Annotated in this window: 23 protein-coding genes; 7 read left to right on the top strand and 16 right to left on the bottom strand. The window is 37.0% G+C overall.

Annotated features, from left to right (window positions below):
* Positions 1-6 precede the first annotated feature (6 nt).
* The 8 genes from LCM02_RS10245 to LCM02_RS10210 all read right to left on the bottom strand — a co-directional run bounded on the left by LCM02_RS10245 (position 7) and on the right by LCM02_RS10210 (position 7,195).
* On the bottom strand, positions 7-1,122 hold the full coding sequence (locus LCM02_RS10245) for an NTP transferase domain-containing protein (RefSeq protein ID WP_224929096.1): 1,116 nt from the start codon (positions 1,120-1,122) through the stop codon (positions 7-9).
* A 329-nt stretch (positions 1,123-1,451) separates the two neighbouring features.
* Positions 1,452-1,931, bottom strand: a complete 480-nt coding sequence (gene moaC, locus LCM02_RS10240; RefSeq protein WP_224929093.1) for a cyclic pyranopterin monophosphate synthase MoaC — start codon at positions 1,929-1,931, stop codon at positions 1,452-1,454.
* 11 nt (positions 1,932-1,942) lie between these two features.
* Positions 1,943-3,154, bottom strand: a complete 1,212-nt coding sequence (locus LCM02_RS10235; RefSeq protein ID WP_224929088.1) for a molybdopterin molybdotransferase MoeA — start codon at positions 3,152-3,154, stop codon at positions 1,943-1,945.
* Positions 3,155-3,160: 6 nt separating this feature from the next.
* Positions 3,161-4,153, bottom strand: a complete 993-nt coding sequence (gene moaA / locus LCM02_RS10230; protein ID WP_224929085.1) for a GTP 3',8-cyclase MoaA — start codon at positions 4,151-4,153, stop codon at positions 3,161-3,163.
* Between the two features lie 88 nt (positions 4,154-4,241).
* Positions 4,242-4,655: a DUF6691 family protein gene (locus tag LCM02_RS10225; protein WP_224929079.1), complete on the bottom strand. Its 414-nt coding sequence runs from the start codon at positions 4,653-4,655 to the stop codon at positions 4,242-4,244.
* A gap of 10 nt (positions 4,656-4,665) precedes the next feature.
* Positions 4,666-5,223, bottom strand: coding sequence for a YeeE/YedE family protein (locus tag LCM02_RS10220; protein ID WP_224929076.1), 558 nt, complete (start codon positions 5,221-5,223; stop codon positions 4,666-4,668).
* A gap of 66 nt (positions 5,224-5,289) precedes the next feature.
* Complete coding sequence (locus LCM02_RS10215) at positions 5,290-5,925, bottom strand: Crp/Fnr family transcriptional regulator (RefSeq protein WP_262902506.1); 636 nt, start codon at positions 5,923-5,925, stop codon at positions 5,290-5,292.
* A gap of 31 nt (positions 5,926-5,956) precedes the next feature.
* Positions 5,957-7,195 carry a 3-deoxy-D-manno-octulosonic acid transferase gene (locus LCM02_RS10210; RefSeq protein WP_224929073.1) on the bottom strand — a complete coding sequence of 413 codons (1,239 nt, stop codon included), beginning with the start codon at positions 7,193-7,195 and terminating at the stop codon, positions 5,957-5,959.
* A gap of 94 nt (positions 7,196-7,289) precedes the next feature.
* Here LCM02_RS10210 and LCM02_RS10205 point away from each other — a divergent pair, with 94 nt between their 5' ends.
* From LCM02_RS10205 to rfbB, 3 genes are read left to right on the top strand one after another with little or no spacing between them, the layout of a single operon-like run.
* Positions 7,290-8,438: a DegT/DnrJ/EryC1/StrS family aminotransferase gene (locus LCM02_RS10205; RefSeq protein ID WP_224929070.1), complete on the top strand. Its 1,149-nt coding sequence runs from the start codon at positions 7,290-7,292 to the stop codon at positions 8,436-8,438.
* A 37-nt stretch (positions 8,439-8,475) separates the two neighbouring features.
* The gene (gene galE / locus LCM02_RS10200) at positions 8,476-9,489 is read left to right on the top strand and encodes a UDP-glucose 4-epimerase GalE (protein ID WP_224929066.1); all 1,014 of its coding nucleotides are present in this window, start codon (positions 8,476-8,478) and stop codon (positions 9,487-9,489) included.
* Between the two features lie 36 nt (positions 9,490-9,525).
* The gene (rfbB, locus tag LCM02_RS10195) at positions 9,526-10,602 is read left to right on the top strand and encodes a dTDP-glucose 4,6-dehydratase (protein ID WP_224929063.1); all 1,077 of its coding nucleotides are present in this window, start codon (positions 9,526-9,528) and stop codon (positions 10,600-10,602) included.
* Here rfbB and LCM02_RS10190 read toward each other — a convergent pair.
* From LCM02_RS10190 to LCM02_RS10180, 3 genes are all read right to left on the bottom strand, one after another.
* Complete coding sequence (locus LCM02_RS10190) at positions 10,599-12,320, bottom strand: TonB-dependent receptor (RefSeq protein WP_224929059.1); 1,722 nt, start codon at positions 12,318-12,320, stop codon at positions 10,599-10,601. The two genes, rfbB and LCM02_RS10190, sit on opposite strands and share 4 nt — an antisense overlap.
* 20 nt (positions 12,321-12,340) lie before the next feature.
* On the bottom strand, positions 12,341-15,358 hold the full coding sequence (locus tag LCM02_RS10185; protein WP_224929056.1) for a tetratricopeptide repeat protein: 3,018 nt from the start codon (positions 15,356-15,358) through the stop codon (positions 12,341-12,343).
* Positions 15,359-15,493: 135 nt separating this feature from the next.
* The gene (locus LCM02_RS10180) at positions 15,494-16,744 is read right to left on the bottom strand and encodes a peroxiredoxin family protein (protein WP_224929053.1); all 1,251 of its coding nucleotides are present in this window, start codon (positions 16,742-16,744) and stop codon (positions 15,494-15,496) included.
* Positions 16,745-16,977: 233 nt separating this feature from the next.
* Between LCM02_RS10180 and LCM02_RS10175 the strand changes: the two genes are divergently transcribed.
* Complete coding sequence (locus LCM02_RS10175; RefSeq protein ID WP_224929050.1) at positions 16,978-17,637, top strand: cell division ATP-binding protein FtsE; 660 nt, start codon at positions 16,978-16,980, stop codon at positions 17,635-17,637.
* Here LCM02_RS10175 and LCM02_RS10170 read toward each other — a convergent pair.
* Together LCM02_RS10170 and LCM02_RS10165 are read right to left on the bottom strand one after the other, a co-directional pair.
* Positions 17,634-18,761, bottom strand: a complete 1,128-nt coding sequence (locus LCM02_RS10170) for a glycosyltransferase family protein (RefSeq protein ID WP_224929047.1) — start codon at positions 18,759-18,761, stop codon at positions 17,634-17,636. The two genes, LCM02_RS10175 and LCM02_RS10170, sit on opposite strands and share 4 nt — an antisense overlap.
* Positions 18,742-19,833 carry a glycosyltransferase gene (locus tag LCM02_RS10165; protein ID WP_224929044.1) on the bottom strand — a complete coding sequence of 364 codons (1,092 nt, stop codon included), beginning with the start codon at positions 19,831-19,833 and terminating at the stop codon, positions 18,742-18,744. Before LCM02_RS10165 ends, LCM02_RS10170 begins: the two co-directional genes overlap by 20 nt.
* Positions 19,834-19,967: 134 nt before the next feature.
* Between LCM02_RS10165 and LCM02_RS10160 the strand changes: the two genes are divergently transcribed.
* From LCM02_RS10160 to LCM02_RS10150, 3 genes are all read left to right on the top strand, one after another.
* A complete protein-coding gene (locus LCM02_RS10160) occupies positions 19,968-20,510 on the top strand; it encodes a UpxY family transcription antiterminator (protein ID WP_224929041.1) in 543 nt (180 codons plus the stop codon).
* Positions 20,511-20,514: 4 nt separating this feature from the next.
* Positions 20,515-21,858, top strand: a complete 1,344-nt coding sequence (locus LCM02_RS10155) for a UDP-glucose dehydrogenase family protein (RefSeq protein ID WP_224929038.1) — start codon at positions 20,515-20,517, stop codon at positions 21,856-21,858.
* Positions 21,859-21,932: 74 nt separating this feature from the next.
* Positions 21,933-22,715 (top strand): polysaccharide biosynthesis/export family protein, encoded by a 783-nt coding sequence (locus LCM02_RS10150; RefSeq protein ID WP_224929035.1) that lies wholly within the window; start codon positions 21,933-21,935, stop codon positions 22,713-22,715.
* Between the two features lie 12 nt (positions 22,716-22,727).
* On the opposite strand, the gene LCM02_RS10145 is transcribed toward LCM02_RS10150, so the two are convergent.
* The 3 genes from LCM02_RS10145 to rsmI are packed head-to-tail and all read right to left on the bottom strand — an operon-like array spanning position 22,728 to position 24,942.
* The gene (locus LCM02_RS10145; protein ID WP_224929032.1) at positions 22,728-23,156 is read right to left on the bottom strand and encodes an OsmC family protein; all 429 of its coding nucleotides are present in this window, start codon (positions 23,154-23,156) and stop codon (positions 22,728-22,730) included.
* Between the two features lie 19 nt (positions 23,157-23,175).
* Positions 23,176-24,222: a dipeptide epimerase gene (locus tag LCM02_RS10140; RefSeq protein ID WP_224929028.1), complete on the bottom strand. Its 1,047-nt coding sequence runs from the start codon at positions 24,220-24,222 to the stop codon at positions 23,176-23,178.
* Between the two features lie 21 nt (positions 24,223-24,243).
* Positions 24,244-24,942 carry a 16S rRNA (cytidine(1402)-2'-O)-methyltransferase gene (gene rsmI, locus LCM02_RS10135; protein WP_224929025.1) on the bottom strand — a complete coding sequence of 233 codons (699 nt, stop codon included), beginning with the start codon at positions 24,940-24,942 and terminating at the stop codon, positions 24,244-24,246.
* Between the last annotated feature and the right edge of the window lie 65 nt (positions 24,943-25,007).

The following is a 25,007-nucleotide window of genomic DNA, read 5'->3' as shown; positions in this document are numbered from 1 at the left end:
TTCCACTTATTTTTCTAAATGCTTTTTGACCATAGAAAACTCTTCGGGTGTATTTACATTGACAATATAGTCATCATCTACTTCAACAATTTTCACATCGGAATTGATCAAAACTTTTCGAGGACATGAGATTCCCATAGCCATATATTGTAACAAAACAGAATACGATCTTGGTTCCCAAATTGTAATCAAAGGTTCTGGAAAACGCTTGTTTTTACCTTTTATAGCGGTGGCAACTTTACTTGGATCCCTTTGTTCAATTAAATGTCGAATCAATTTTTCATCTGCATAAGGAAGGTCGGTGGCTAAAACAAGCCATGCATTATTTGGATCGTATTGAAATGCTGAACAAATTGCTCCAAAAGGCCCCAAACCAATAAATTTATCTTCAATGATATTATCTTGTTTGATTTCCTGTTCCTTTCTTACGGATAAATAGGATTTTAAATTAAGTTTCTCCAGCATTTCCAGGGAATATAAGCGCTGAGATTTTCCAAAATAATCGAGCAAGCCTTTATCTTTACCCATTCTCTCGCTCTTTCCACCTGCAAGTACCAAACCGTTAAGAGTTGCTGCACTATTATGAATCAGTTCTTCAACATGTGTACTGATATTATCAAGATCATGTATCGAATAGGTTTTTAAATTTTCAATATCGGGATGCTTTTCTTTTAAAAAATCAAAAATTCTTGAGTTGTGATTCAAATTGATCAAAAACGCAATTTCATTGATTTGATCCAGTCTTTTAAGTATAGAAGCCTCTTTATCCGGATCAAGAATAAGGATTTGCTTGTTGCCCAGGAAATGGTTGCCATTGATAAAAACCAAGTCATAGCCTGAGAATAATAATTTATCTGTATAGGGGTTTTTGATAAAATCAATACCTACTTTTAAATCACCGGAAGAATGAAAGACATATTCATCATAAACAGGCGCCTCAACATTTTTATCGTGAGAAGCATCCGCATAGGCAATTTTGTAATTCGATTTTAATCTTGATGAAACTTCGCTGACAAGATCTTTGATCAAAGAACATTTAGTACCGAGAATTGAGAGTTCAAAAGAGCCTATTTCTCCATATTGTCGACGCGTTAGCTTTGCGTGTTTTTCATGTTTTTTCATAGACCTGTTTCAAATTTTAGTTGCATCATTTTTCAATCGCTAAAATAATCAATATTGATTACTTGATAGGGTGCCTCTGTAATCTTTCTTTTCTATTGAAATGAGTCTTAAAATGTCAAAATTAGTCACCAACCAGGAGCATTGCCTGTAAACAAAAGCAATAGGAGATGAGGCACTTATGGAATTTATTGTTGAGATCAGTTTTGAAGCTAAGTTACAGATAGATTCGATCTTAACAGATTAATAAGTTTAATTTGAGTTTCAACAGAAACTGTATTCGGATCATTCTATTAAATCCATCAGGGTCTTTTCTGCCGGTTTTATATTTTCTACTGACTGCGGAGTATATCAGATTTACCCCCTCTTTTTTCGAGAAGTTTTACTTCCTTAATGATCATTTTCTGAGAGATAGCTTTGCACATATCGTAGACGGTCAGGGCAGAAACACTAGCTCCTGTAAGGGCCTCCATCTCTACGCCGGTTTTACCTTCCATTTCAACCCTGCAAAGAATTCTGATTGCCTCTTCGGAAATAATTTCGATATCAATCTTGATTCCATCAAGAGGCAAGGGGTGACACATTGGGATAAGTTCAGCCGTTTTTTTAACCGCCTGTATCCCGGCGATTACTGCCGTTTGAAAAACAGGGCCTTTCCTGGTTTGGATCTCATCCTTGTTCAGGAGTTTAATAATATCCTTACCCAAGAACATAAGGGCCTCTGCTGAAGCCATTCTTTTGGTAATTTTTTTACCACTGACATTAACCATTTTTGGCTTATTGTTCTCATCAATATGTGAAAATTTATTCAAAGCTCCTCTTTTTAATATCTATACTTAACAATTGGAAATATTTCTCCTTTTTTAAATAAATCCTTATTCGACGGCAACTCTAAAAAAGCGTCATTCAGAGTCAGATTAGCCAGATCTCCGGAGCCGTTACCGGCAACCGGTTTTGCCATCAGGCGCCCTTCTTCATTGTTAATTTTCACCTGAAGAAAATAGGTCAATTCTGGTTTAAATGAAAAATCATCGGCTAAAACAGCATAATGCTTATGATCAAAATCAAGACCCTGACTTTTCTGAAACCAGGGCATAAAGTATTTCAGGCAGCTTACAAAGGTTGAAACAGGATTTCCCGGAAAGGCAAAAATGGTAGCCTTTTTCTTTTTTCCAAACCAAAAAGGCTTTCCCGGTCTTTGCTTCACTTTGTGAAAGTATTTTTCTACTCCCAATTCATCAAGGACTTCGGGTAAAAAATCAAATTTTCCCTTACTTACAGCGCCACTGAACATCAGAACATCAAATACCTCCAGTAAATGGGCAATTTGATTTTTCAACAGCGTTTTATCATCGGTAATATGAAAAACAGATGTCTCGAGATTTTCATTTTCTAATAAGGCCGACAAGGTATGCACATTGCTTTTCCTAATTTGGAATGGTTCCGGAACCTGATCAACGTTTACCAATTCATCCCCGGTAGAAATAATTGCAATTTTCGGGTTTCTTGCCACTTTAACCTTGTCTTTTCCCACAGTGGCCAGTACTCCGATTTCAGCAGCAGAAATTTTTGTATTTACAGGTATCAATTCTTCTCCCTCTGCATTGTCCAACCCTTTTTTATGGATATTCTGGAAGATTCTTAACTCTTCAATATTGACCTTGGCTATGTCATTTTCTATTGTGATCAGCTCATAGGGAATTACGGCGTCAGTACCAATGGGTAACATGGCTCCTGTCATTGCTTCAAGACAGTTTATTTTATTTTGTAAGCTTAGCTGTTTACTTCCCGCTGCCTGAACATTTTCAATAGGAAATTCTCTTAGTCCCTCATCAAATGATTTTGAGTTTATGGCTATTCCATCCATACTTACCCGATCAAATGGAGGGAGGTCCCTGTCAGCCTTTATTGACTCTTTTAGAACCCTGCCTAGAGAATTAGTGAATTCCACTTCTTCGATGCCAAAATCTTCAGTCTGGCCCAGAACCTTTCTGAGGGCCTCAGAGACAGGAATAAGAGATACTTTTTTATCCATAGTTTATTATCCTCCAATAGTTGACATACTTTCGGAAACATTTTTACTTTTTCTATTTGCCTCAGCCACAAAACCATTTTCAGGTTTCTTTTGAACAGTAGAAATAAATAGGTTCTTTAGGTCTTCGTCGCTGGCTCCAGCTCTCAAAAAATCTTTCAGGTTAAAAACGCCGTCGTCAAACAAGCAATTTTTGAACATTCCAGTTGCCGTAATCCTTATTCTGTTGCAATCGGAACAAATACTTCTTGTATACGCTGGAATAATTCCAAAAGACCCTTTATAGGATTCAATTTTGAAATTTCTGGAAGTTGAAGACGGATCGGATTCCAAAGGTTGAATGCTTTTGTAATCAGATCTGATGTGGTCAAGGATTTTTGTGAAATCCCAAAGTTCATCCACTTTCCTTATCCCTTTTCCGTTAAAGGGCATTTCTTCTATAAATCGGACCGAAACATCCTCGTTTTTCGTGAGTTCAACAAAATCAATAATTTCATTGGTATTGAATCCAGACTGTACAACGACATTGAGTTTTAATCTCATATCACTCATTAAAAGATCCTTATAGGTTTGTTTTACTTTATCGAAAACATCACGACGTGTAATTTGGAAAAATTTCTCCCTGTTTAAACTGTCAATACTCAAATTAACTGATTTGATCTTTGTTTTTTCAAGTCTGTCTATATAATTTGAGATGAGTGCCCCATTTGTGGTTATATTGATTTCCTTTAGCTTATCGTTAAAGGACAGGGACTCAAGAAAATTAACAAAATCCTTTCTCACAAAAGGCTCTCCTCCTGTCAGCCGTACTTTATCAACCCCAAGTTCACTTAAAACACGGGTAATTCGATACATTTCCTTATAAGTCAATAACTCTTTCCGGTCAACAATATCAATACCTTTTGCAGGCATACAGTATTGACATCGAAGATTGCATCTGTCAGTTACAGCCAATCTCAGGTAAGAAATTTTTCGTCCGTATTGATCAATTAATTGATTCATATATAATTCGGCAAATAAACTGCTAAATTTACAAAAAAGACTTCAGTCATCGTTTTGATTTGAAAGAATAGTGAACTCCTGGTTCGAATTAATGAGGAAGGCGGTGTTTAACGGCATGGTAAAGAAAGGCTCCAAGATGAGCCCCAAATAGAACAACCAATATGGAAACTACTCCTTTCCCCACAAGAATATACATGGGTCCGGGACATGCACCACCGAGAGCCCATCCGAACCCAAAAATAATTCCTCCTAACAGGTTTCTCGAAATACCTTTTTTCTTTGGTTCAACAGTAATCGGGTTTCCATAAAGAGATTTAATCCTTTCGTTTTTAAACAAATAGATCAATATAACTCCTATAGCCACAGCTGATCCTATTACCCCGTACATATGAAAAGACTGAAGTTTAAACATTTCATAAATACGGAACCACGATATGACTTCTGCCTTGCTCAGGGTGATTCCGAATAAAATTCCAACCAACAAATATTTAATAAATCTCATCTTAAACGGTTTAAAAAACGTAAGGTAAAATTAGCCAGGTCATGATCAAACCTCCAATAAAAAATCCTCCTACAGCAATGAAGGACTCCATTGAAAGACTGCTTAACCCAACGATTCCATGACCCGAAGTACATCCTCCGGCATATCTTGATCCAAATCCTACCAGTATACCGGCAATGATCAGGATCAGGAATCCTTTGACGGTTAACAAGGCATCAATGCTAAAAATTTCATCAGGCAAGTAAGTTGATCCGGCATTTTGAATTCCAATTTCAGATAGCGCAACTACAGTGTCCGGATTTAATGCTACCGTATCATCTGGGGTAAGCCATTGATCAGCTATAAACCCTCCAATTATAAGACCGACAACAAAGGTCAGGTTCCACCAATTTTTTTTCCAGTCGAACCTGAAGAAATCGACAAATTTACCGGCTCCTCCCATTGCGCATACACTTTCGAGATTTGAAGAAACACCAAACTTCTTTCCGAAAAAGAACATCAGAAACATACAAAATGCGATGATGGGACCAGCTACATACCATGGCCATGGTTGTAAAATAAAATCCATAATAAATCCAGGTTAATTCGTAAAAATATATTTTTCAGTACTGTTTCAGGTAACAAATGTTACATTTTAAAAATCCAGTACTTCTATTTTATTTCGAAACAATTTGATTCTACCCTCATTTTCAAGCTGTTTAAGCAGCCTGGAAACTACAACCCTGGAAGTATTCAGATCTACAGCAATTTCCTGATGAGTCGTAGTCAATTCGGTACTTCTCATAATCTGAACTTTATCGACAAGATACTTGAACAGACGTTCGTCCATTTTCAAAAATGCCAAGGTGTCAATGGCTTCCAGCATTTCGTTTAGACGTATATCATAGCTGTCAATTACAAAACTTCTCCATGAAGCGTATTTAACCATCCATTCTTCCAGCTTTTCCACCGGTATAAAAATCAATTCAGAATCTTTTTCTGCAACTCCCCTGACTTTACTTTTATGACTTTGAAGGCCACTGCCAAAGGTTATTGTGCAAGTATCTCCACGTTCTAAAAAATAAAGTACAATTTCCTCCCCTTTTTTGGTTTCTCTGCTGATCTTGATCGCTCCTGTAAGAATTAAAGGAATCTGATGAAAGGTGTCACCTATATCGAGAAGTAAATCATTTTCCTTGACCTTTTTGTAGGTTCCGACCTCAGCTATTTCATCCAGTAATTCCGGTTCGAAAACCACACTGTAATATTCTTCCAGTTTCTCTCTGATCATTTTTTTGATTGTTTAGGTGTGAAGTTAGTAATTATTTGAGTTTCTCGCGGATATAACTGCTAATAATTTCGGTTGCTCCCGTGTTATTTTTAATGAACAACTTCGTGATATCTCCAGTTTTTTCTCTCAAGCTCTTGTCTTTAATCAGCAGATTCATTTTATTCAGAAAATCTGATTCATCGTTTGCAACCAGACAGCCTCCCAGGTCAACTAAATCTTTGGCCTCTTCGAATTTTTCAAATTCCGGGCCAATGATCAATGGAATTCCGAACACAGCGGGTTCCAGGACGTTATGCACCCCATCTTTATCGAAGCCTCCTCCTACATAAGCCAAATGGCCGTAGCTGTAAATTTTAGTCAAGATCCCAACGGTGTCGGCTATAAAGACTTTTGATTCAGAGGAAAATATTCCTTCCGAGTACAAACTGGTTTTACATGTAAAGGATTCTTTTAATCTAAGGATATCTTTTGGAACAATATTATGGGGTGCTACAACCATACAAACGGCTTCATTTTGATTTTCATTCATGAATTTAGCCAAAATTTTTTCATCCTTGGGCCAGGTACTTCCGGCAACAATTACAATTCGATCTTTAACAAAATTATCAAGAAATTTCAAGTGATTATCCTGCTCTAAAATATTTGAGACTCGGTCAAACCGTGTATCTCCACTGACACTGATATTTTTGAAACCAATCCCATCCAGGAGTTTTTGAGAATCTTCATTCTGCACAAAAAAATAAGTAAATGCCTTTAAAGATTGCCTCATCCAGTTCCCATAGGACTTGAAAAACAATTGATCCTTTCTGAATATTCCTGAAACAAGTAAGGTTTCAATTTTAAGAGACTTCAATTCCTTTAAAATATTTGGCCAAAATTCATACTTAACAAACAGGGCAATACTTGGATGTACTAATTGAACAAATCTTTTTGCATTTGACTCGGTGTCGAGAGGCAGATAAACTACCAGGTCAGCTCCTTCATAGTTCTTTTGGACTTCGTATCCTGAAGGAGAAAAAAATGAAAGTACTATTTTGTATTCGGGTAAGGACTTTTTGAGGCTTTCCAGCACAGGTCGGCCCTGCTCAAATTCACCCAGGGAAGCACAATGCATCCAAATTGTTTTTTCTTCTGAAGAAACACCTTTTCTAAGTATTGAAAATGTTTCCTTGCGCCCTTGCACAAAGAGGTTAATTTTTTCGTTGAATAAAGCGATGATACGGACAGCAATTCCAGTGAAGAAAATCGCGAAATTATAGAGGTATCTCATTTGGAGGCTAAATTAAAAATTTAGGGGTAGAGCGCGTAAAATATTTGTATTTTTGTCTGGCTGTAGCCAAATTTAAGAATTAAATTATACTCAAATGAAGAAAATTCAAATGGTTGACTTGCAAAGTCAATATCAGAAAATCCAGCCCGAAATTGATGCTGCTATCAGCGAAGTTGTTGCATCTGCTGCCTTTATCAACGGACCGGAGGTAAAAAAATTTCAATCGGACCTGGAGTCATACCTTGATGTGAAACATGTTATTCCATGTGCCAACGGAACGGATGCCCTTCAAATAGCAATGATGGGACTGGGATTAGAACAGGGAGATGAGGTAATTACGGCTGATTTTACCTTTGCTGCAACTGTTGAGGTAATTGCCTTGTTAAAATTAACTCCTGTTTTGGTAGATGTTGATCCTCATTCCTTTAATATCGATCTGGAGGCCTTAAAAAAAGCCATAACTCCAAAGACGAAAGCAATTGTTCCTGTCCATCTTTTTGGACAGTGTGCCAATATGGAAGCAATTTTAAAAATAGCCAAAGAGCACGACCTATACGTCATAGAAGACACTGCTCAGGCCATTGGGGCAGATTATACCTTTAGCGACGGAAGTAGCAAAAAGGCTGGTACGATTGGCCATGTTGGAACCACTTCTTTTTTTCCATCGAAAAATTTGGGCTGCTACGGAGACGGAGGAGCTATTTTTACAAATGATGACGACCTTGCTCATACCTTAAGAGGAATTGTCAATCACGGCATGTATAAAAGATATTACCATGATGTGGTTGGTGTGAATTCCAGGTTAGATAGCGTTCAGGCAGCGGTACTTAGATTAAAACTTCCTCACCTTGACGATTACTGTAGCGAACGAAGAAAAGCTGCCAAATACTACAATCAAGGCTTTAAAAGTAATCCCAACATAGTTACTCCGGTTACTGAAAAATGTGGAGAGATCTGCGACACCTGCAATTGTCATGTATTTCACCAGTATACCCTCAAAATTACAAATGGTAAAAGGGATGCCTTACACCAGCATCTTGTAGAAAAGGGAATTCCTAATGCAATTTACTACCCTGTTGCTTTGCATAAACAAAAGGCCTATCAGGATGATCGCTATAAAGAAGAGGATTTTGCAGTAACTAATGAACTTGTTAAAAACGTGATCTCCTTACCTATGCATACTGAACTGGAAAAGGAACAACAAGATCTTATTATCAATACTATTTTGGATTTTGTTCAGTAATCTATCCGTGATGCATTAGCTAACAAAAGGATTAGCCATGAAAAAAAATAAGATTTTAGTAACAGGAGGCCTTGGATTTATTGGTTCCCATACGGTTGTGGAATTGTTGAAAGAAGGATATGAAGTTGTAATTATCGACGATCTTTCAAATACGCGTGTTGAGGTTCTGGATGGAATAAAGGCGATTTCTGGTGTAAGCCCCGAGTTTGTTAAACTGGATCTTAAGGAAAAGGAAAAGGTCCAATCTTTTTTTAAGGATTACAAAATTGACGGAGTGATTCATTTTGCTGCTTCAAAGGCTGTAGGCGAAAGTGTTGAAGAACCTTTAAAGTATTACGAGAATAATATCGCAACATTGGTATATCTCTTGCAAAGTATGTCAGAGAACAAGGTATTAAATTTTATTTTTAGTTCTTCCTGTACCGTTTACGGACAGGCTGATGAATTGCCTATTACTGAAAAGGCTCCCGTCAAAAAGGCGGAATCTCCCTATGGCAATACAAAGCAAATAGGGGAAGAAATTATTGAGGACACGACTAAAGTAACCGACCTCAAGGCGATTGCATTGAGATATTTTAACCCAATTGGGGCTCACGAAAGTGCCCATATTGGAGAACTTCCATTGGGAGTCCCGCAAAACCTGATTCCTTTTGTAACCCAAACCGCTGCAGGTATTCGTAAAGAGCTTGCGGTTTTTGGTGATGATTATCCTACTCCGGATGGCACAGCGATCCGAGACTATATTCATGTGGTGGATCTGGCCCAGGCACATATTTGCGCCTTACAAAGATTACTGGAAGGTAAGAATAAATCACAAATGGAATTTTTCAATGTGGGAACCGGAAAGGGTAGTTCTGTTCTTGAGGTAATTAAGGCATTTGAAGAGGCCAACGGAACAAAAGTTAACTATAGGATTGCGGGCAGACGTGAAGGAGACATAACGGCCGCCTACGCTGATACTGAACTGGCAAACAAAGAGCTTGGATGGCATGCTAAATTAGGCCTGAAGGAAGCTCTATCTTCGGCCTGGAAATGGCAGTTAAAACAATAATGGCAGATTCGGTATATGGAATAAATAGAATGATTTATGAATAAAATTAAAAAGAAAATATTGATCACCGGGGGAGCCGGTTTTATAGGTTCTCATGTGGTCAGGATGTTTGTGAACAAATACCCTCATTACAACATTTATAATCTGGATGCACTTACTTATGCAGGGAATCTTGAAAACATAAAAGATGTTGAGGATGAGCCTAATTATGAGTTTGTCAAAGGGGACATTAAAAATATTGATTTCATCAATTCTTTATTTGAGGAAGTTCAGTTTGATGCCGTTATTCATTTGGCCGCAGAGAGCCATGTTGACCGATCCATAACGAATCCGAATGATTTTATAGAAACCAATGTACTGGGAACTGCAAATCTCCTGAATGCATTCAGAGACAGTTGCAGGGGGAATTTTGAGGGGAAATTGTTTTACCATGTTTCTACAGATGAGGTTTACGGATCACTTGGAAAAACAGGACTTTTTACGGAGACTACCCCTTACGATCCACAATCGCCTTATGCGGCTTCAAAAGCAGCATCGGATCACCTGGTTCGTGCTTATGGAAACACCTATGGCTTACCTTTTGTCATAAGTAATTGCTCGAATAATTACGGGGCCAATCAATTTCCGGAAAAGCTGATTCCACTTTTTATCAATAACGTTAAACACTCGATACCCTTACCGGTTTATGGAGATGGTAATTATACCAGAGACTGGCTGTATGTTGTGGATCATGCCATAGCCATAGATGAAATATTTCATCGTGGAAAAGAAGGAGAAACGTATAATATTGGAGGCTTTAATGAGTGGACCAATCTGAATTTGATCAAACTTCTTTGTAAGCTGATGGATGAGAGATTGAAGAGGCCCGAAGGAAGTTCAGAAAAACTGATCACTTTTGTAAAGGATCGTGCAGGTCATGACCGTCGCTATGCCATTGATGCCGGGAAATTAAACCGTGAATTAGGATGGAAGCCTTCAGTTACTTTTGAGGAGGGGCTGGCTTTAACCTTGGATTGGTACCTCTCTAATGAGAAATGGCTGGAAGGTGTAACCTCAGGATCTTATCAGGACTATTATAAAAAGATGTATAGTCAGGTTGATAAAAAAAGCTAGAAGTCAAACTTGTATTTTACACCACCCAGAACCTGCAGGCCCTGAACCTTAAAATTGGTATAAACCTGATAGTTATCACTTAAGATATTATTGACATTCACAAAGATGTCGAATTTGTCATCAATGGTATAAACACCGTTCAGATTGATATCGAAATAAGCCGAATTTGTAATTCTGATGTTTGTGTCGGGAATGATGGACAGCTCATCCTTACGGTCGGTTGAAAAGAATAAATCGGCACCGGCTCTCCATTTTTTCCTTGTGTACTTGGCGAGAAGCGTGGCTTTTACCAATGGTAAATTCCAGGCGTGCTCTTCGTTTTTAAGGCTATAGGAATTAAAGTCAATATTTCCCCCAAATTTAAATTGCTGAAACAGGTCAAAAATGATTTCACCATTAAAATGAATGGTATTCACATCGTCATAGACAACCTGAAAGGAATTTCCGGCCTCGTAACCTTCGGCAACTTCATTCGAGCCGTCGGTAAGCGAAGGATTCAACCTGAATAATGCTTTGTTCTCTTCATTGATATAAGCTGCCTTTAGGTTGAATCGAATTTTTGAATTTAACAATCCTTTGATTCCTGCATAGGCGTTATACTGTTGATTGGTTCTTTGAATATATAAGGTTGGAGAGACAAAAGGATTCTCTGAAACAAAATTCTTATAGCTGTTTTGATTCAGATCACCAATTACACCTGCATAAGCGATTAGTACCTCTTCACTAACGTTATAGGAAGCTGTAACGTTGGGATAAATATAGAACTTGCTTCCTTCAAAATTGTTCGTAATGCTGTAATATAGCCTGGCTCCTATATTTAGCGTAAGGTTGTCCCTTAACACCTCAAAATTCGGACTGAATCCCAGATTGAAGTAGGTATAATCTATATTGTCAATTTGAAAAAAATCATTTTCAAACTTTCCATTTAAAAATTCCAGACTTATTTCAGAATACATGAGTTCCTGTCCAATAGGAAAGTCGATTACAGAATTCAACTCAACATGATTTTCTCCACTTTTATATTTGTCTGAAAATCTGCTGATAGAAACATCTCCTGAATGAAATAAGGCATCTACAAATTCAATATTTCCACTGACGAAAATATCTGTAAAAGATTGCCTTTCATCAATGGAGTTTAGGGTTGATTCTGAATATGAAATCTCATCAGAAAGACCATACCAGTTATTTGATAAATACGACATTCCCCCTTTTATGTTCCAGTCAAAGGTTCTTTCAGATTGTTTGTAAAAAAGGTCGGCATCAAATCTTTTGAAATCATCGTTCAATACGATTCCATCAATACCTCCTCCAGAGGAATGATAGTTAAGGAACCCTCCAAAATCATTGTATTTTGAAGAATTACTATGAGCAAAGATCTCTATCAAAGGGGTACTGTAACTACCATACCCAACGGAGATGAAGTTATTATAAAAACGTTCCTTAGGAACCCTTTTAAGGGTCTTGGCCTTTCCTTTGGCCGGCGTAAAGGTTGAAGCAACCGGAACTGAATTTATCGAATATGTAATTTCCTTTTTTCCTCCCAGGTCTATACTGTCGACCACCGGTTCTGCATTTATTTTGTACGCTTCAGAAACCGTGGGAGAAAATGGTTTTACCACATTGACCTCTTCCGTGGTTATCCTGTCCTTTTTCTTCTTTTGAGAAAATACTGTGCCACTTATCATAAGTATCATGAAAAATAGGATGATTCTGATCATTGGAAAAATTCTGATTTCACTTATTCTTTTTCAATTATAACCGAGGAATTGGTTTTTGCTTCCTTTTCTTTTATTTTAATGAGTTCACTTCTGGAGGCTTCAACAATATCATCAAATTCCGAAAACTTATCTATGACACTCTCCAGTATGTATGTTGCCTGATAGGCATCCTCTAATTCGTAAAAATTCTTTGCCATAATCACAAGGCCCTTTCCACCCCAATATCTGTAAGGCGAATAATCTGAAGCTAATTTTTGAACGGAAACATTTGAAAGTTTGTAATTCCCTTCTTCATGCTTAAAGAAAGCATCATAGTAGATAGCTTCTGCTTTTAGCTCACCCGTGGCGTTTTCCTCAACTTGTTTGAAAGCGGCTCTGGCCTTTTCCAGATTACCGGTTTCAAACGCCGATCTGGCTATAATTATTTGAGCATCAGAAATGATATTAGAATCTGTTTTTGGTTTCATCGAAATTTTTTCAGCATATTCAACTGCGAGTTCGAAATTCTTTAAGGCATAATTACCTTTCATTAAATTGCTTTGAGCAAAAATTATGTTCGATTCATTCTCGGCTTGAATCTCTAATCTTTTTAACCACTCTAAAGCCTCTTCCCAGTTTTCTTCCTGAAGATAGAATTCCGCAACCTTAACCAGGGACCTCTCTGTGTAAGGAGTTTTTTCTTTGTCAAGTATGAACTGGTAATGAGGAATGGCTTTTTCATTTTCATTCAACCTGCTCAGGGCATCCGCCTGATAGAAATGTGCGGTAAGCGCATTGGACCCTTTTGGAAAACGTTCGAGATACTTTTGAAAGGATTCAACCGACTTTTCCAGGTTATTACTGAGGTAGAATTGCTCAGCAGAGGCAAACATGGTATTCTCAATTTCCTCATCGGTTATATTTACAAAGTCCACATTCCTTATGAATTGCTCATACGCATCCACACGGCCCTGCTGCACGTAAATTTGTTTAGCATTTGCCACAGCTTCCTTCGCCTCCTCGGTTCCGGGATAATTGTTCACCACCAATTTGTATTTGGCCAAAGCTGATTCATTTTGATCATTGTTAAAATATACCAATCCTTGTTTAAGCAAGGATTTAGGAACCAGTGAGCTCATCGGATAATATTCCACAACCTGATCATAGGCCTTTAAAGCATCTTCTGTTTTATTTATTTTAACATAAGAATTTCCCAGTTCATAAAACGCATCATCACGCAAGGTTGATTTAAGGTTAGTTTTTGTAAAACTGTTCAACGAATTTATTTTTTTCTCCGTGTCTCCCATATAGCCGTAACAAAATGCAATTTGCAACTGAGCGTAATCGACATCACTTTCATTTGCAGAAATGACTTTTTCATATGGAGGAATTGCTTTGAAATAATTGCTGAGTGCAAAATAGCAATCTCCAAGCCTTAAATAACTATCAATGATCAACTCTGAATTTTCAGATGATGCAATAAATTCATTAAAATGTCCTCCTGACTGGCTGTAATCTTTCAATTGAAAAAAGGTGTAGGCCAGATGATACAGTAAAATCAGGTTTTCCTTGGTTTCCCTGGCTTCATCCAGGTCTCCAAATCTTCGGAAGGAGTTAAGGGCCTGATCATATTGTTTCAATCGATAGTAGGATTCTCCTCTCCAAAACAAAGATCTGGCCTTATATACCGAATTTTCAGATGTTTCAATGGCCAGATCGAAGTTTTTTATAGCTTCGGTATAATTCTGCCTTTTAAAGAGCTGAGTCCCGTATAAAAAGGCAACCTTATGGTAACTTTCTTTATTCTTTGCGTCTGAATTTTTCAAATAGTTCAAGGCGCCTTCGTAATCATTCTCATTTAAATATGCACTGATCAAATAATCTTTAACCTCAGACTGATCGAAATCATCTGGATAAGCTGCCAGATATTCCTGAATCACTTCCGCAACACTTTTGTACGGATTGCCGATTTCATAACTTAATTTTGCGTAATTGAGCCAGGCATCCTTTTTTATTTTTTCATCATAGCTCATTTGTTTGGCATTTCGGAACGCATTAAGAGCTTGTTGTTTTTTATCACTTTTCAAATAACACTCCCCTAGATGGTAATATGCGTTTTGTGACACCGAGTTATTCCCATCAATTATTTTGGTGAACCATGTCATGGCCTCTTCATAATCTTTTTGCTGATAATAGGCATAACCCAGAAGATAATAATCCGTATTGTTCCATTTACCTTTTTTTCCCTCATAATCCAGAAGATAAGGAATAGCACTCTCGAATTCGTTTAGGTTGAAGTAGCTTTCTCCGACTATTTTGGAAAGTTCAGAACGCTGGATTCCATTTGATTCTTCGAGAAGTGGTTTTGCAGCATCAATGGCCTCCTTAAATTTTCCTGTTTTGAATTTAATATTAGCCATATAATATGGAATGTCATCATCAAAATTTTGATCATCAGCAACTTGATTCAGATATCTGTCCGCTTCATCATAATCATCTTCCTGATAAGCCATATACCCGTAATAGTACTTGGCCTGTGATCCAAATTTTTCTGAATTCAAAAGTCTTGAAAAGTATTTTCTACTGTTGGCAAAGCTGCCGACCGCAAATAAGGCATAAGCTTTTCTAAAGTTGAACTCTTCCTGATTATAAAGCGTTAAGCTGTTTTCATTTATTTTATTAAACCATTTTAAAGCATAGGCATAACTTCTGTTGTTGAAATAATAATTTCCCACTTCAAGAAATGCGTTATTTCTTTTGGTGCTTGTGGGGAATTTCTCAAAAAAAGAATTCATGAGGTCATCTCCGTTTTTCTGCTTTAATCTAATGGCACAAAAAGCTTCGTAATAATAGGAACGCGCTTTTAATTCTGAAGCTTCGTCAAAGGAGGTTTTGATTTTTTCAAAAATGAGCTGAGAAGCCACATAATCTTTACTCTCATAAAGTTTCATTGCATGATTGAAATCAACAAGATCATGGGTATAAATAATTGATTGCTGAGAGAACCCATTTAAAGAAGAAACCAAACCAAGAAAAAGGATTATTTTTAGCAAATTCATTGCGTGAGAATCGAGATAAAAATCAAAAATAGTACTTACATTATTTAGCTAACGCGAAAAAAAAAATAAATTGTCAAATTGTTGATTAGTTGCCCGTATTGTTGAAAAGTAACAGTGATTTTTTAATTTTTCCGATTATTCGTTCAGTAAAGAATTCATGAACTGGTTAAAGTCATCCACAAATTCCTCATAGTAAATACCTGTGGCAGGGCCAGAGAAACCAGTATGAATCCTCCTTACTTTGCCATTTTTATCGATAATTATTGAAGTTGGAAAAGATATTACCTTGTTCAACATCGGGAGTGATTCTGAGGCTGATTTTGTGGATGAGGTACCGGCGATTACAAAATCATAAGGAACATTCATTTTTTCCTTCATCGTCACAACCCTTTCTCTTGCGTAATCGAAGTCAGGCCTTATTTCATAGGCGAGTCCCAGAATCTCAACTTCTTCTGAATTGTTTTTTCTATACCAGTCAGACAAGAAACGGGTTTCATCCATACAATTTGGGCACCATGTTCCGAGGATCTGAAGAATGACAACCTTGTCCTCAAATTTTTCATCTTTTAGCGAGATCAGGTTCCCATCGAGATCCGGAAAAGAAAAATCTATTTCATCATATCCCTCTTTGAGATAGGTCAAACTATTTGCATCAGGTAATCGGGCACCGTCATTTCTGACCGACACAAAATTTTTGTAGCTCGTTTTTCCTGACCAGAATTCTCCTTTTAAGATACTGTCATTTTCTTTATGCACTTTGAATTTATAAATGTGATTTCCATCAAAGCTGTACAGGTGCATCGTGTCCTTTTCAACATACCCGTCTAAAAATCTGTAATCACCCGTTTTACTCAAAAACGTTCCATTTAATCCGGTAGAATCAGATTTAAAAATTCCTATTGCAGAAGTCGTTTTACCTTTTACATCCTTGAATGTGGTTTCCCATGTACCGTCGAACTCATTGGATACTTTTTTATTGTCAAATCTACCTTCTTTTCCATATACCGCCTTAAAAGGTAATACATACCCTTCTGCATAGTTCTTGCTGTAGGATCCTGAAAGTTTTTCCTGATCGATTTTCGCTTTTATGCTAATATCAAAAATATGCATATCAAAAAACAGAGAATCCCCGAAAATATCAATTCGATCAATTTTTAGCTTTTCCTTTCCATTTATGAGAAGAATCTCATAGGCACCATCAGCCTTATTGACTTCAAAATTGAAGGGAATACTATTTCCCTGTGCAATAATTTCTCCTCTCCACGTTCCCGATTTCAAACCTAATTCCGGCCTTTTTTCCTCACAGGAAAAAGAAATTATTATTAAAGCAAAAAGACTGAAGATTTTGAGTCTGTAGAATTTTATATAAATATTATCAGTAATCATAAAAGACGAAATTTAGATCTTGATTTCTCTATTTTCTTTTTAAGACGCTAAGATGGGTCAATCCTCTCAATTTTCAAGAAATAATTGTTTAAAAACTTTGTTAAAAGATAAATAAAACCTTCGAATTCAACTTTATTATTTCAAATTTATGCGTTAAGTTTGTTCCTCTTAAGATTTCATCGTCATTAATAGATGACCTTTAATGAAGTCTAGATCACTTCAAAAAAAGTAAAATGCTTCAACTTAAGAATGCAAACATATTTCAAAGAGAAAACCTTATACTTTCGGATATTAATCTTGAGATTAAAAAAGGCGATTTCAATTACCTGATTGGAAAAACAGGAAGTGGGAAAAGTAGTTTGATGAAAACACTTTACGGAGACCTTCCACTGCAAGATGGAAGCGGATCCATTGTAGGGTTTGACCTAAAGAAACTCAAGGAAAAAGAGATTCCTTTTTTAAGACGTAAAATAGGAATAGTGTTTCAGGATTTTCAATTGCTAAACGATCGTTCTGTTCATGAAAATTTACTTTTTGTTTTGAAAGCTACAGGATGGAAGGGCAAAAATCAAATGGACGCCAAAATAAATGAGGTACTGGAAAAAGTGGATATGAAAACAAAAGGTTTTAAGATGCCTTACCAGTTATCCGGTGGTGAGCAACAAAGAATAGCAATTGCCCGCGCCTTGCTGAATACACCTGAAATGATTTTGGCCGATGAGCCTACAGGAAACCTTGATCCCAAGACCTCTGTTGAAATCATGAATGTTCTGGAAGAAATAAATAAGGCAGGAATTACAATACTGATGGCCACTCATGATTATGCCTTGATATTGAAATTCCCTCATAAGACAATCAAATGCGAAGGAGGTAAAATTTTTGAAGTAGTTTAATGCTGTATTAAATTTATAAGGATTTTTATATTCTTTTTATTGTTGTACAATTCAAGTTGTTTTTTTCTTTGGGCCAGCAATTCTTTGGTGTAATTTGAATCGATTATTTTTAACAATTCAGTAATAATTTGATCCGTTGTATTAGCCTCAATGCAAAGGGGTTCCAGGCCTGAACCATGGATCATTTTTTGATTTGCAATGACATGCCTGCTTTGAAAAAGAGCATTTATCAGTTTAAGTTTCACACCTGATTTATTTCTGGTAAAAAAAACATTCACCTGAGCTCGATGGAATAATTCCCTGAGTTGGGCATCATTTTTCAATTCAATGAAACTAAGGTTTCGATATGCATCAATTCGGGAAAGAAGTTTAGTATTATCAGTTTGGCCTGCAATGATAAATGGAAAATCAATTTTTTTGAAAATGTCAATAAGATATAAAGCTGTTCTAATATTGTCTTTAACCTTCAGGTTACCATGATAAAGACCAAAGTAACCTTTTTTTGATAGTTCGTGCATTTTTTCACTTGAGTGAAAAGCGGGCAGTAACTTAACTTTTTCTCCATACTTTTCTGATAAATAAGCGCTGTCTGTGTTCGAAATAGGTAAAATGAAATCTACTTTGTTCAATATTTTTTCGTATCGCTTTAATCGTGAGCTTTCAATCCTGTAAAAAATTCTTTTAAACAGATTGTTTTCAGATTTCATGAGTTCCTGATAATATTCGTGTTCAATATTGTGCATTCTTACAAGCAACTTCCGATCTTTGAAAAGATCTTTCTTGATAATAAGCGTAGTATGAAGGCCTTCGAAGAGAATAGGAGCTTTCACCTTTTTCAGGTTTTCAATGAGTTCTTCACTCTTTCTTGATTTAACAATATACGGGAGAAGTCCTAACCCGTTGATGGGGCTCGTTTTTCTCCTGTAATAATAAACTTCTTTACAATAATCGGTCAAAACTGGCTGCGGCTCCCGGCCGTAATGGAAAATGTGGAGGTGTATTTGATAACCTTCATCTGATAACAGCTTTATCCTGTAGAAGCTATCGATTACACCTCCGTAATCGGCAGGATAGGGAACATCAAAGCAGATGATGTGAATCTTTTTATCTAATGTTTTTGACAACATTTTTCAGTTTAATTTTTTCGTTGTTCCAGTTTAAGTTATTTGCTGCAACTTCTAAATTTTTCAAATATGATTTTTTGTTTTTGACTACGCTTACAATGGTAGAGGCCAATTCCTGAGGGTCTCTGTTTTTAAGTACTTTTCCAATTTTGTATGAAGATACTAAATCGCTTAGTAAAGGCAGATCAGAAACAATAATGGGAATTCCGCCGTGGATATAATCAAAAACCTTGTTAGGAAGACAATATCTGTAATTCAGGCCCAGATCTTCTTCCAGGCTCAAGCCTACGACCGATTGTTTTGTATGCGTCTTTAATTCCTTTGGATTTAATCTGCCTGCAAAACTTATTTGTTCGTCAAGGCCTAAATCAAAGACCCGCTGCCTTAAATGATCTGAGATATCACCATCGCCAAAAATGTTCAATTTATAATTCGGCAAAAATTGCATGGCATCTATCATCAACTCGATTCCTCTGCCAAGGTTCAAGGAACCTTGATAGATGATTTTATTATTCTTTGCGGACATGCTACGGGTTTTGTGATCCAAATTCAGAACCGGTATGGGAACATTTCTGATTACCGTTATCGGAACCCCGTATTTGGCAGAGTAAAATTCAGCTATTTTTCTGTTTACGGTAATAACGTTTTTTAATCTTGGAAAGATGAATTCCTCCAGTTTCATCCAAAAATTCCTCACATGGTTGCGTGATATTAACTCAGGCACTTCTGTAAAAAGCTCGTGGCTGTCATATATGAGCGGGGTGGCAGTCAACTTACTTACAAGGTAATTGGGTAATAGGGTATCTAAATCGTTGGAATAGAGTATTTGTTTCCTGGAAAACAGCAGTGTCAGGAATAATCTGAAATTTAGTTCTGCATAAAATAAAAATCCCTTATGAATTAAAAGTGAAAATCGCTTCACCTTAATCTGTTTATCACACGGGACATCTGTTTTGCCACGCCTTCCAATCAACAATATTTCGAACCCCAATTCGTTAAAACATTCACAGGTTCGATGAATACGCTGATCTGTGGCCAAATCATTAGAGGCGGATATGATAATTCTGTTCAAATATGGGAGGATTAGAGAATATTAAAAACAGCGATATTAGTTGACAAAAACAGCGTGGTAAATATATTAAATATTATATTTGTTCGTTCATTCAAAAGTAGTTAAACCACTATTGTTGATAAAAGTTTTAACCTATGAATTTTAGTCAAAATCAAGATAAGTGTGAGTGGTTTGCCATTTTCACGAAGCCGAGGTCGGAAAAAAAAGTATATGAGCGCATGCAACAGCATGAAATTCATGCTTTTCTGCCAGTTGTGAAGACGGTAAGACAATGGAGTGACAGAAAAAAAACTTTAGAACTCCCCCTGATACCTTCCTATATTTTTGTTTATATGGAGGAAAAAGACCTTTATAAAACCTTGCCCATTCAGGGAACGGTAAGTGTTTTGAAGCATCTCGGCAAACCTGCCAGGATCAGGCCGGTAGAGATAGAAAACCTTAGGATATTAAGTAGTAATTCAGAAAGTCATGAGGTTTCAAACTGCATTAATGTAACCGCTGGGGATGATGTTGAAGTTATAAATGGCCCGTTTATGGGGCTTATAGCTACTTGCATAAAGGAAGGAAGCAATCACAGAGTTGTGGTGAAAATTGATTCCCTTGGAAGTTGTTTTAATGTCAATATTCCACTGAGTTTTTTGAGAAAATTAGAGAAGAAAGAATTTATAAAAGCATAAATTAATGAATATAGCGGTTGTTGGTTCAGGCTATGTGGGGCTGGTAACAGGAACATGTTTTGCTGAAATGGGAAACACGGTTACCTGCATCGATATAGATAAAGGCAAAATCGATAAACTAAAAAAGGGAATTATTCCAATATATGAGCCGGGACTGGAGTCAATGGTCATAAGAAACGTTGAAAACGGAAGTCTTCATTTTAGCACTAAGCTCGAAGAAGGATTAAAAAAATCGAAAGTCGTTTTTATAGCGGTGGGCACACCCATGGGTGAGGATGGTTCTGCAGACCTCCAATATGTTTTGAGCGTTGCGCGTGAAATAGGGCAGAAAATGACCCATCCTTTGATCGTCGTGGATAAGTCGACTGTTCCTGTGGGAACTGCAGATAAAGTAAAAAAGGTGATTGAAGAAGAACTTGATTCGAGAGGGATTAGAATAGATTTTGATGTGGTTTCGAATCCTGAATTTTTGAAAGAAGGTGCTGCTATACAGGATTTTATGAAGCCTGACAGAATTGTAGTTGGAGCAGAAAGTCCGAAAGCCTTTGAAGTCATGAGAGATCTTTATGCACCTTTTACGCATAATCATGACCGTATGATCGAAATGGATGTTCGCTCAGCTGAAATGACGAAATATGTGGCAAATGCAATGCTGGCAACAAAAATCTCATTTATGAATGAGATTGCCAATATTTGTGAATTAGTAGACGCTGATGTGAATCAGGTAAGAATAGGAATAGGATCAGATTCAAGAATCGGTTACAGTTTCATATATCCGGGAAGCGGATATGGAGGTTCATGTTTTCCGAAAGATGTTAAGGCCTTAAAGAAAATTGCCGAAGATAAAGGATATCAGGCGGATTTGATAGCTTCAGTAGAAGATGTTAATGACAGGCAAAAACTTGTCGTTGCGGAAAAGATCATCCAGCGTTTTGGTGAGGATCTTTCAGATAAGACCTTTGCCCTTTGGGGACTGGCGTTTAAACCTGGGACCGATGATATGAGAGAGGCTCCTGCTATATATATTGTGAAGGAGCTGGTGAAAAGAGGAGCTCGAATAAATGCTTATGACCCGAAAGCCATGCATGAGGCAAGGAGTTTTTATTTAAAAGACACACCAAATGTAAGTTATTATAATTCTAAATATGAAACCCTGGGGGAAGCGAATGCGATGATTTTACTTACGGAATGGAAAGAGTTTCGTTCTCCTGACTTTGAAGAATTGAAGAAAAATTTGATCGATCCGATAATTTTTGATGGAAGGAACCAATATTCTCATTTAAGACTTGCATCTCGAGGATTTGAATATTATCAAATTGGCAAAAAACCCGAAATTTTGGATGCTTAACAGTCTTTGAATGAATAAAATACATTTGGATAGTTAAAATAAATAAGTATATTCGTTATTAAAAACCCCTCGTTATGAAAAAAATTATTCCCTTCTTTCTATTCATTGCATTGCTGTTTTCTTGCGCAACAAAAGATGATGTAGTTTATTTTAATGGTATGGATAGTGCCGATAATTCTATCGGACTGGACAGTTACTCTCCAACCTACCATATTGATGACGAACTTGTCATAATTGTTAATGCTATGGATCCCGAAGCAGCAAGACCCTTCAACAAATCATCTGTTAGTATTTCTCTTGACACACAAGATGCCAGAGGCAGAGAAAGAATTCAAACATATAGGGTAGATCCTGACGGTAATATTAATTTTCCTGTACTTGGAATGCTTAAAATTGCCGGTCTCAATCGTGCCCAGGCCACTAAAATGTTGCAAGATAAATTATCCGATTATATCAAAAACCCGATCGTAGATATTGAAACTGTGAATTATCGAATAACTGTTTTAGGTGAAGTTAACCGTCCTGGAACTTTTACGGCTACTAATGAACGAATTACCCTTATAGAGGCAATATCACTTGCTGGTGATCTCACGATTTATGGGGAAAGAGAAAACGTATTGGTCATTCAGGATTATGACGGGAAGAAAACATATACAAGAGTTAATTTAAAATCAGATAATTTATTTGAATCTCCGGTTTATTATCTTAGCCAGAATGATGTTGTATATGTTGAGCCAAATAAAACAAGGGCGAGGAATTCAGCCATTGGTGCCCAAACAGGAGTTGTACTGAGTTCACTGGGCTTGTTAATCTCTATGACTGCACTGGTAGTAACCATATTGAACAATCAAAATTAAAAAAAAGAGCTCTTAAGAGCTCTTTTTTTCTTTGTATCTGACCACGGTTGTTATCTCGGCAAATTGTCGAAACATTTCCATAACCCCGCAATATTTGTCTGCGGAAAGCTTTATCGCCTTTTCTATTTTATCTTTTTTAAGGTCCTTACCAGAAAAGATGTATTCCAGCGTAACTTTATCATAGAATTTAGGATGTTCGTCTGTCAGTTCTCCTGAAACATTGATTTCCATATCTTCTACTTCTGCTCTCATTTTTTTGAGCAGGGAGACCATATCCATACCTGTACAACCTGCAAGAGAAGTCAGCATGAGGGCCTTTGGCCTAACCCCTTTGCCTTCACCACCCGATTCAGCCGCAGCATCAATTTTGAAATTACCCCCTAAAGTGTCTGCATTAAAGAGCATTTTACCCAGCCATTGTGTTTTTATTTCCTGTGTCATATGATTTTTAATTTATATTTTATGAATGTTTAGTAATAGGTTTCAAATCAATAAGTTTTACTCCGGTTCCCTTAAGATCTGAATATACAATTTTACCATATTCCAGCGATACTCCTTCTGCAATATCCTGTCGAAGCAAAACGGCACCGTCCATATCTACATAATCAAGTTCAGGAACCAAATGTGCAATTGCTGAAATTCCAACCGAAGATTCGGTCATGCAGCCTACCATTTTCTTCATTCCCAGTTCTTGAGCACGATGAAGCATTCTTCTTGCAGGAGTCAGCCCGCCGCATTTTACAAGTTTTATGTTGACGCCATGAAATAGTCCAAAACAGTTTTCAATATCAGATTCTTTTTGACAGCTTTCGTCTGCCACTAAAGGTAAAGCGCATTTTTTATATAAATGTCTCATGCCATCCACCTCTTCCGCGGGAAGGGGTTGCTCCAGAAACTCCACACCAAGATCTTTTAGAGCAAGAGCATTACTCAGGGTCTCCTCTACGCTCCATGCACAATTTGCATCAATTCTAAATATGGCATTGGTATGTCTTCTCAGGGCCTTGATAATTTTCAGGTCTTCGTGGGTCCCAAGCTTGATTTTATAGATGGGCCAGGGAGTATCTTTCATTTTTGAAAGCATATTTTCAATGGTATCTATTCCTATAGTAAAATTGGAAAGTATATTATTTTCAATACTATACCCCCAAAGTTCATATAATTTTTTGTTTTTAAGACGTGAATAAAGATCATTGTAGGCAATGTCCAGGGCGCACAAAGCAAATAAATTGTGTTTTAAAATCGGATACATCCTTTCCCAAAAGGTTTCAGGGGTTTCAGGAGTTTTAAAAGTATCACATTCAATTTCCCTCTTGACCCCAAGAAGATCCCTGATCATATCTTCTAACTTATGCTTGTAATAGGGATTTTCAGAGGCTTCTCCGTATCCCGAGATGTTTCCAACTTTCAATTCCACAACCATCACTCTTTTATGGTCAAAAGACTGTCTGGAAATCCTAAAGGTATGGCGGAGTTCTAAATTATATGTACGAATAATAAGTTGCATAAGGACCGAGGAAAATCGTTTTTATTTTTTATCAGCTCCTTTAAGGATGATCACAAATTCACCTTTAGGAGGATTTTTTAGAAAATGCTGTTTGATGTAACTGATCTTTCCCCTTAAGGTTTCTTCAAACATTTTGGTCAGTTCCCTTGAAACAGAAACCAAGCGATCTTCTCCGAAATACACAGCGAACTGATCCAGCGTTTTATTCAATTTATGTGGAGATTCATAAAAAATGATGGTCCTGGTTTCTTCTGCTAATTTTTTCAATCGTGTTTGTCTTCCTTTTTTAAGAGGAAGAAATCCTTCAAATACAAACTTATCACTCGGAAAACCACTATTCACAAGAGCAGGGACAAATGCTGTTGCTCCCGGGAGGCATTCTACTTCAAGGCCTTTTTCAATGCAGGCACGTGTGAGCAGGAACCCGGGATCTGAAATTCCCGGAGTACCGGCATCGGTAATCAGGGCGATTTTTTCACCACCTGCGATCCTGTCAGTGATTCTTTCAGTCATTTTATGCTCGTTGTGCATGTGGTGAGACATCATAGGGGTTTCTATACCGTAATGTCTTAACAATTTTGATGAGGTTCTTGTATCTTCTGCGAGAATAAGGTCCACTTCTTTCAATATCCGTATGGCGCGCAACGTTATATCCTCCAGATTACCAATGGGCGTGGGTACTAAATAAAGTTTTGAAGTATTATCCTGATCGGAATCCACGAGTTTCATTTTTTACAAATATAATTTTTAATTCCTTCCTGACTGAAGATATTCCTTCATTTCTA

This window comes from Lutimonas saemankumensis, assembly GCF_020171465.1.
Lineage (GTDB): Bacteria > Bacteroidota > Bacteroidia > Flavobacteriales > Flavobacteriaceae > Lutimonas > Lutimonas saemankumensis.
This window is presented reverse-complemented; position numbering and strand designations above follow the sequence as displayed.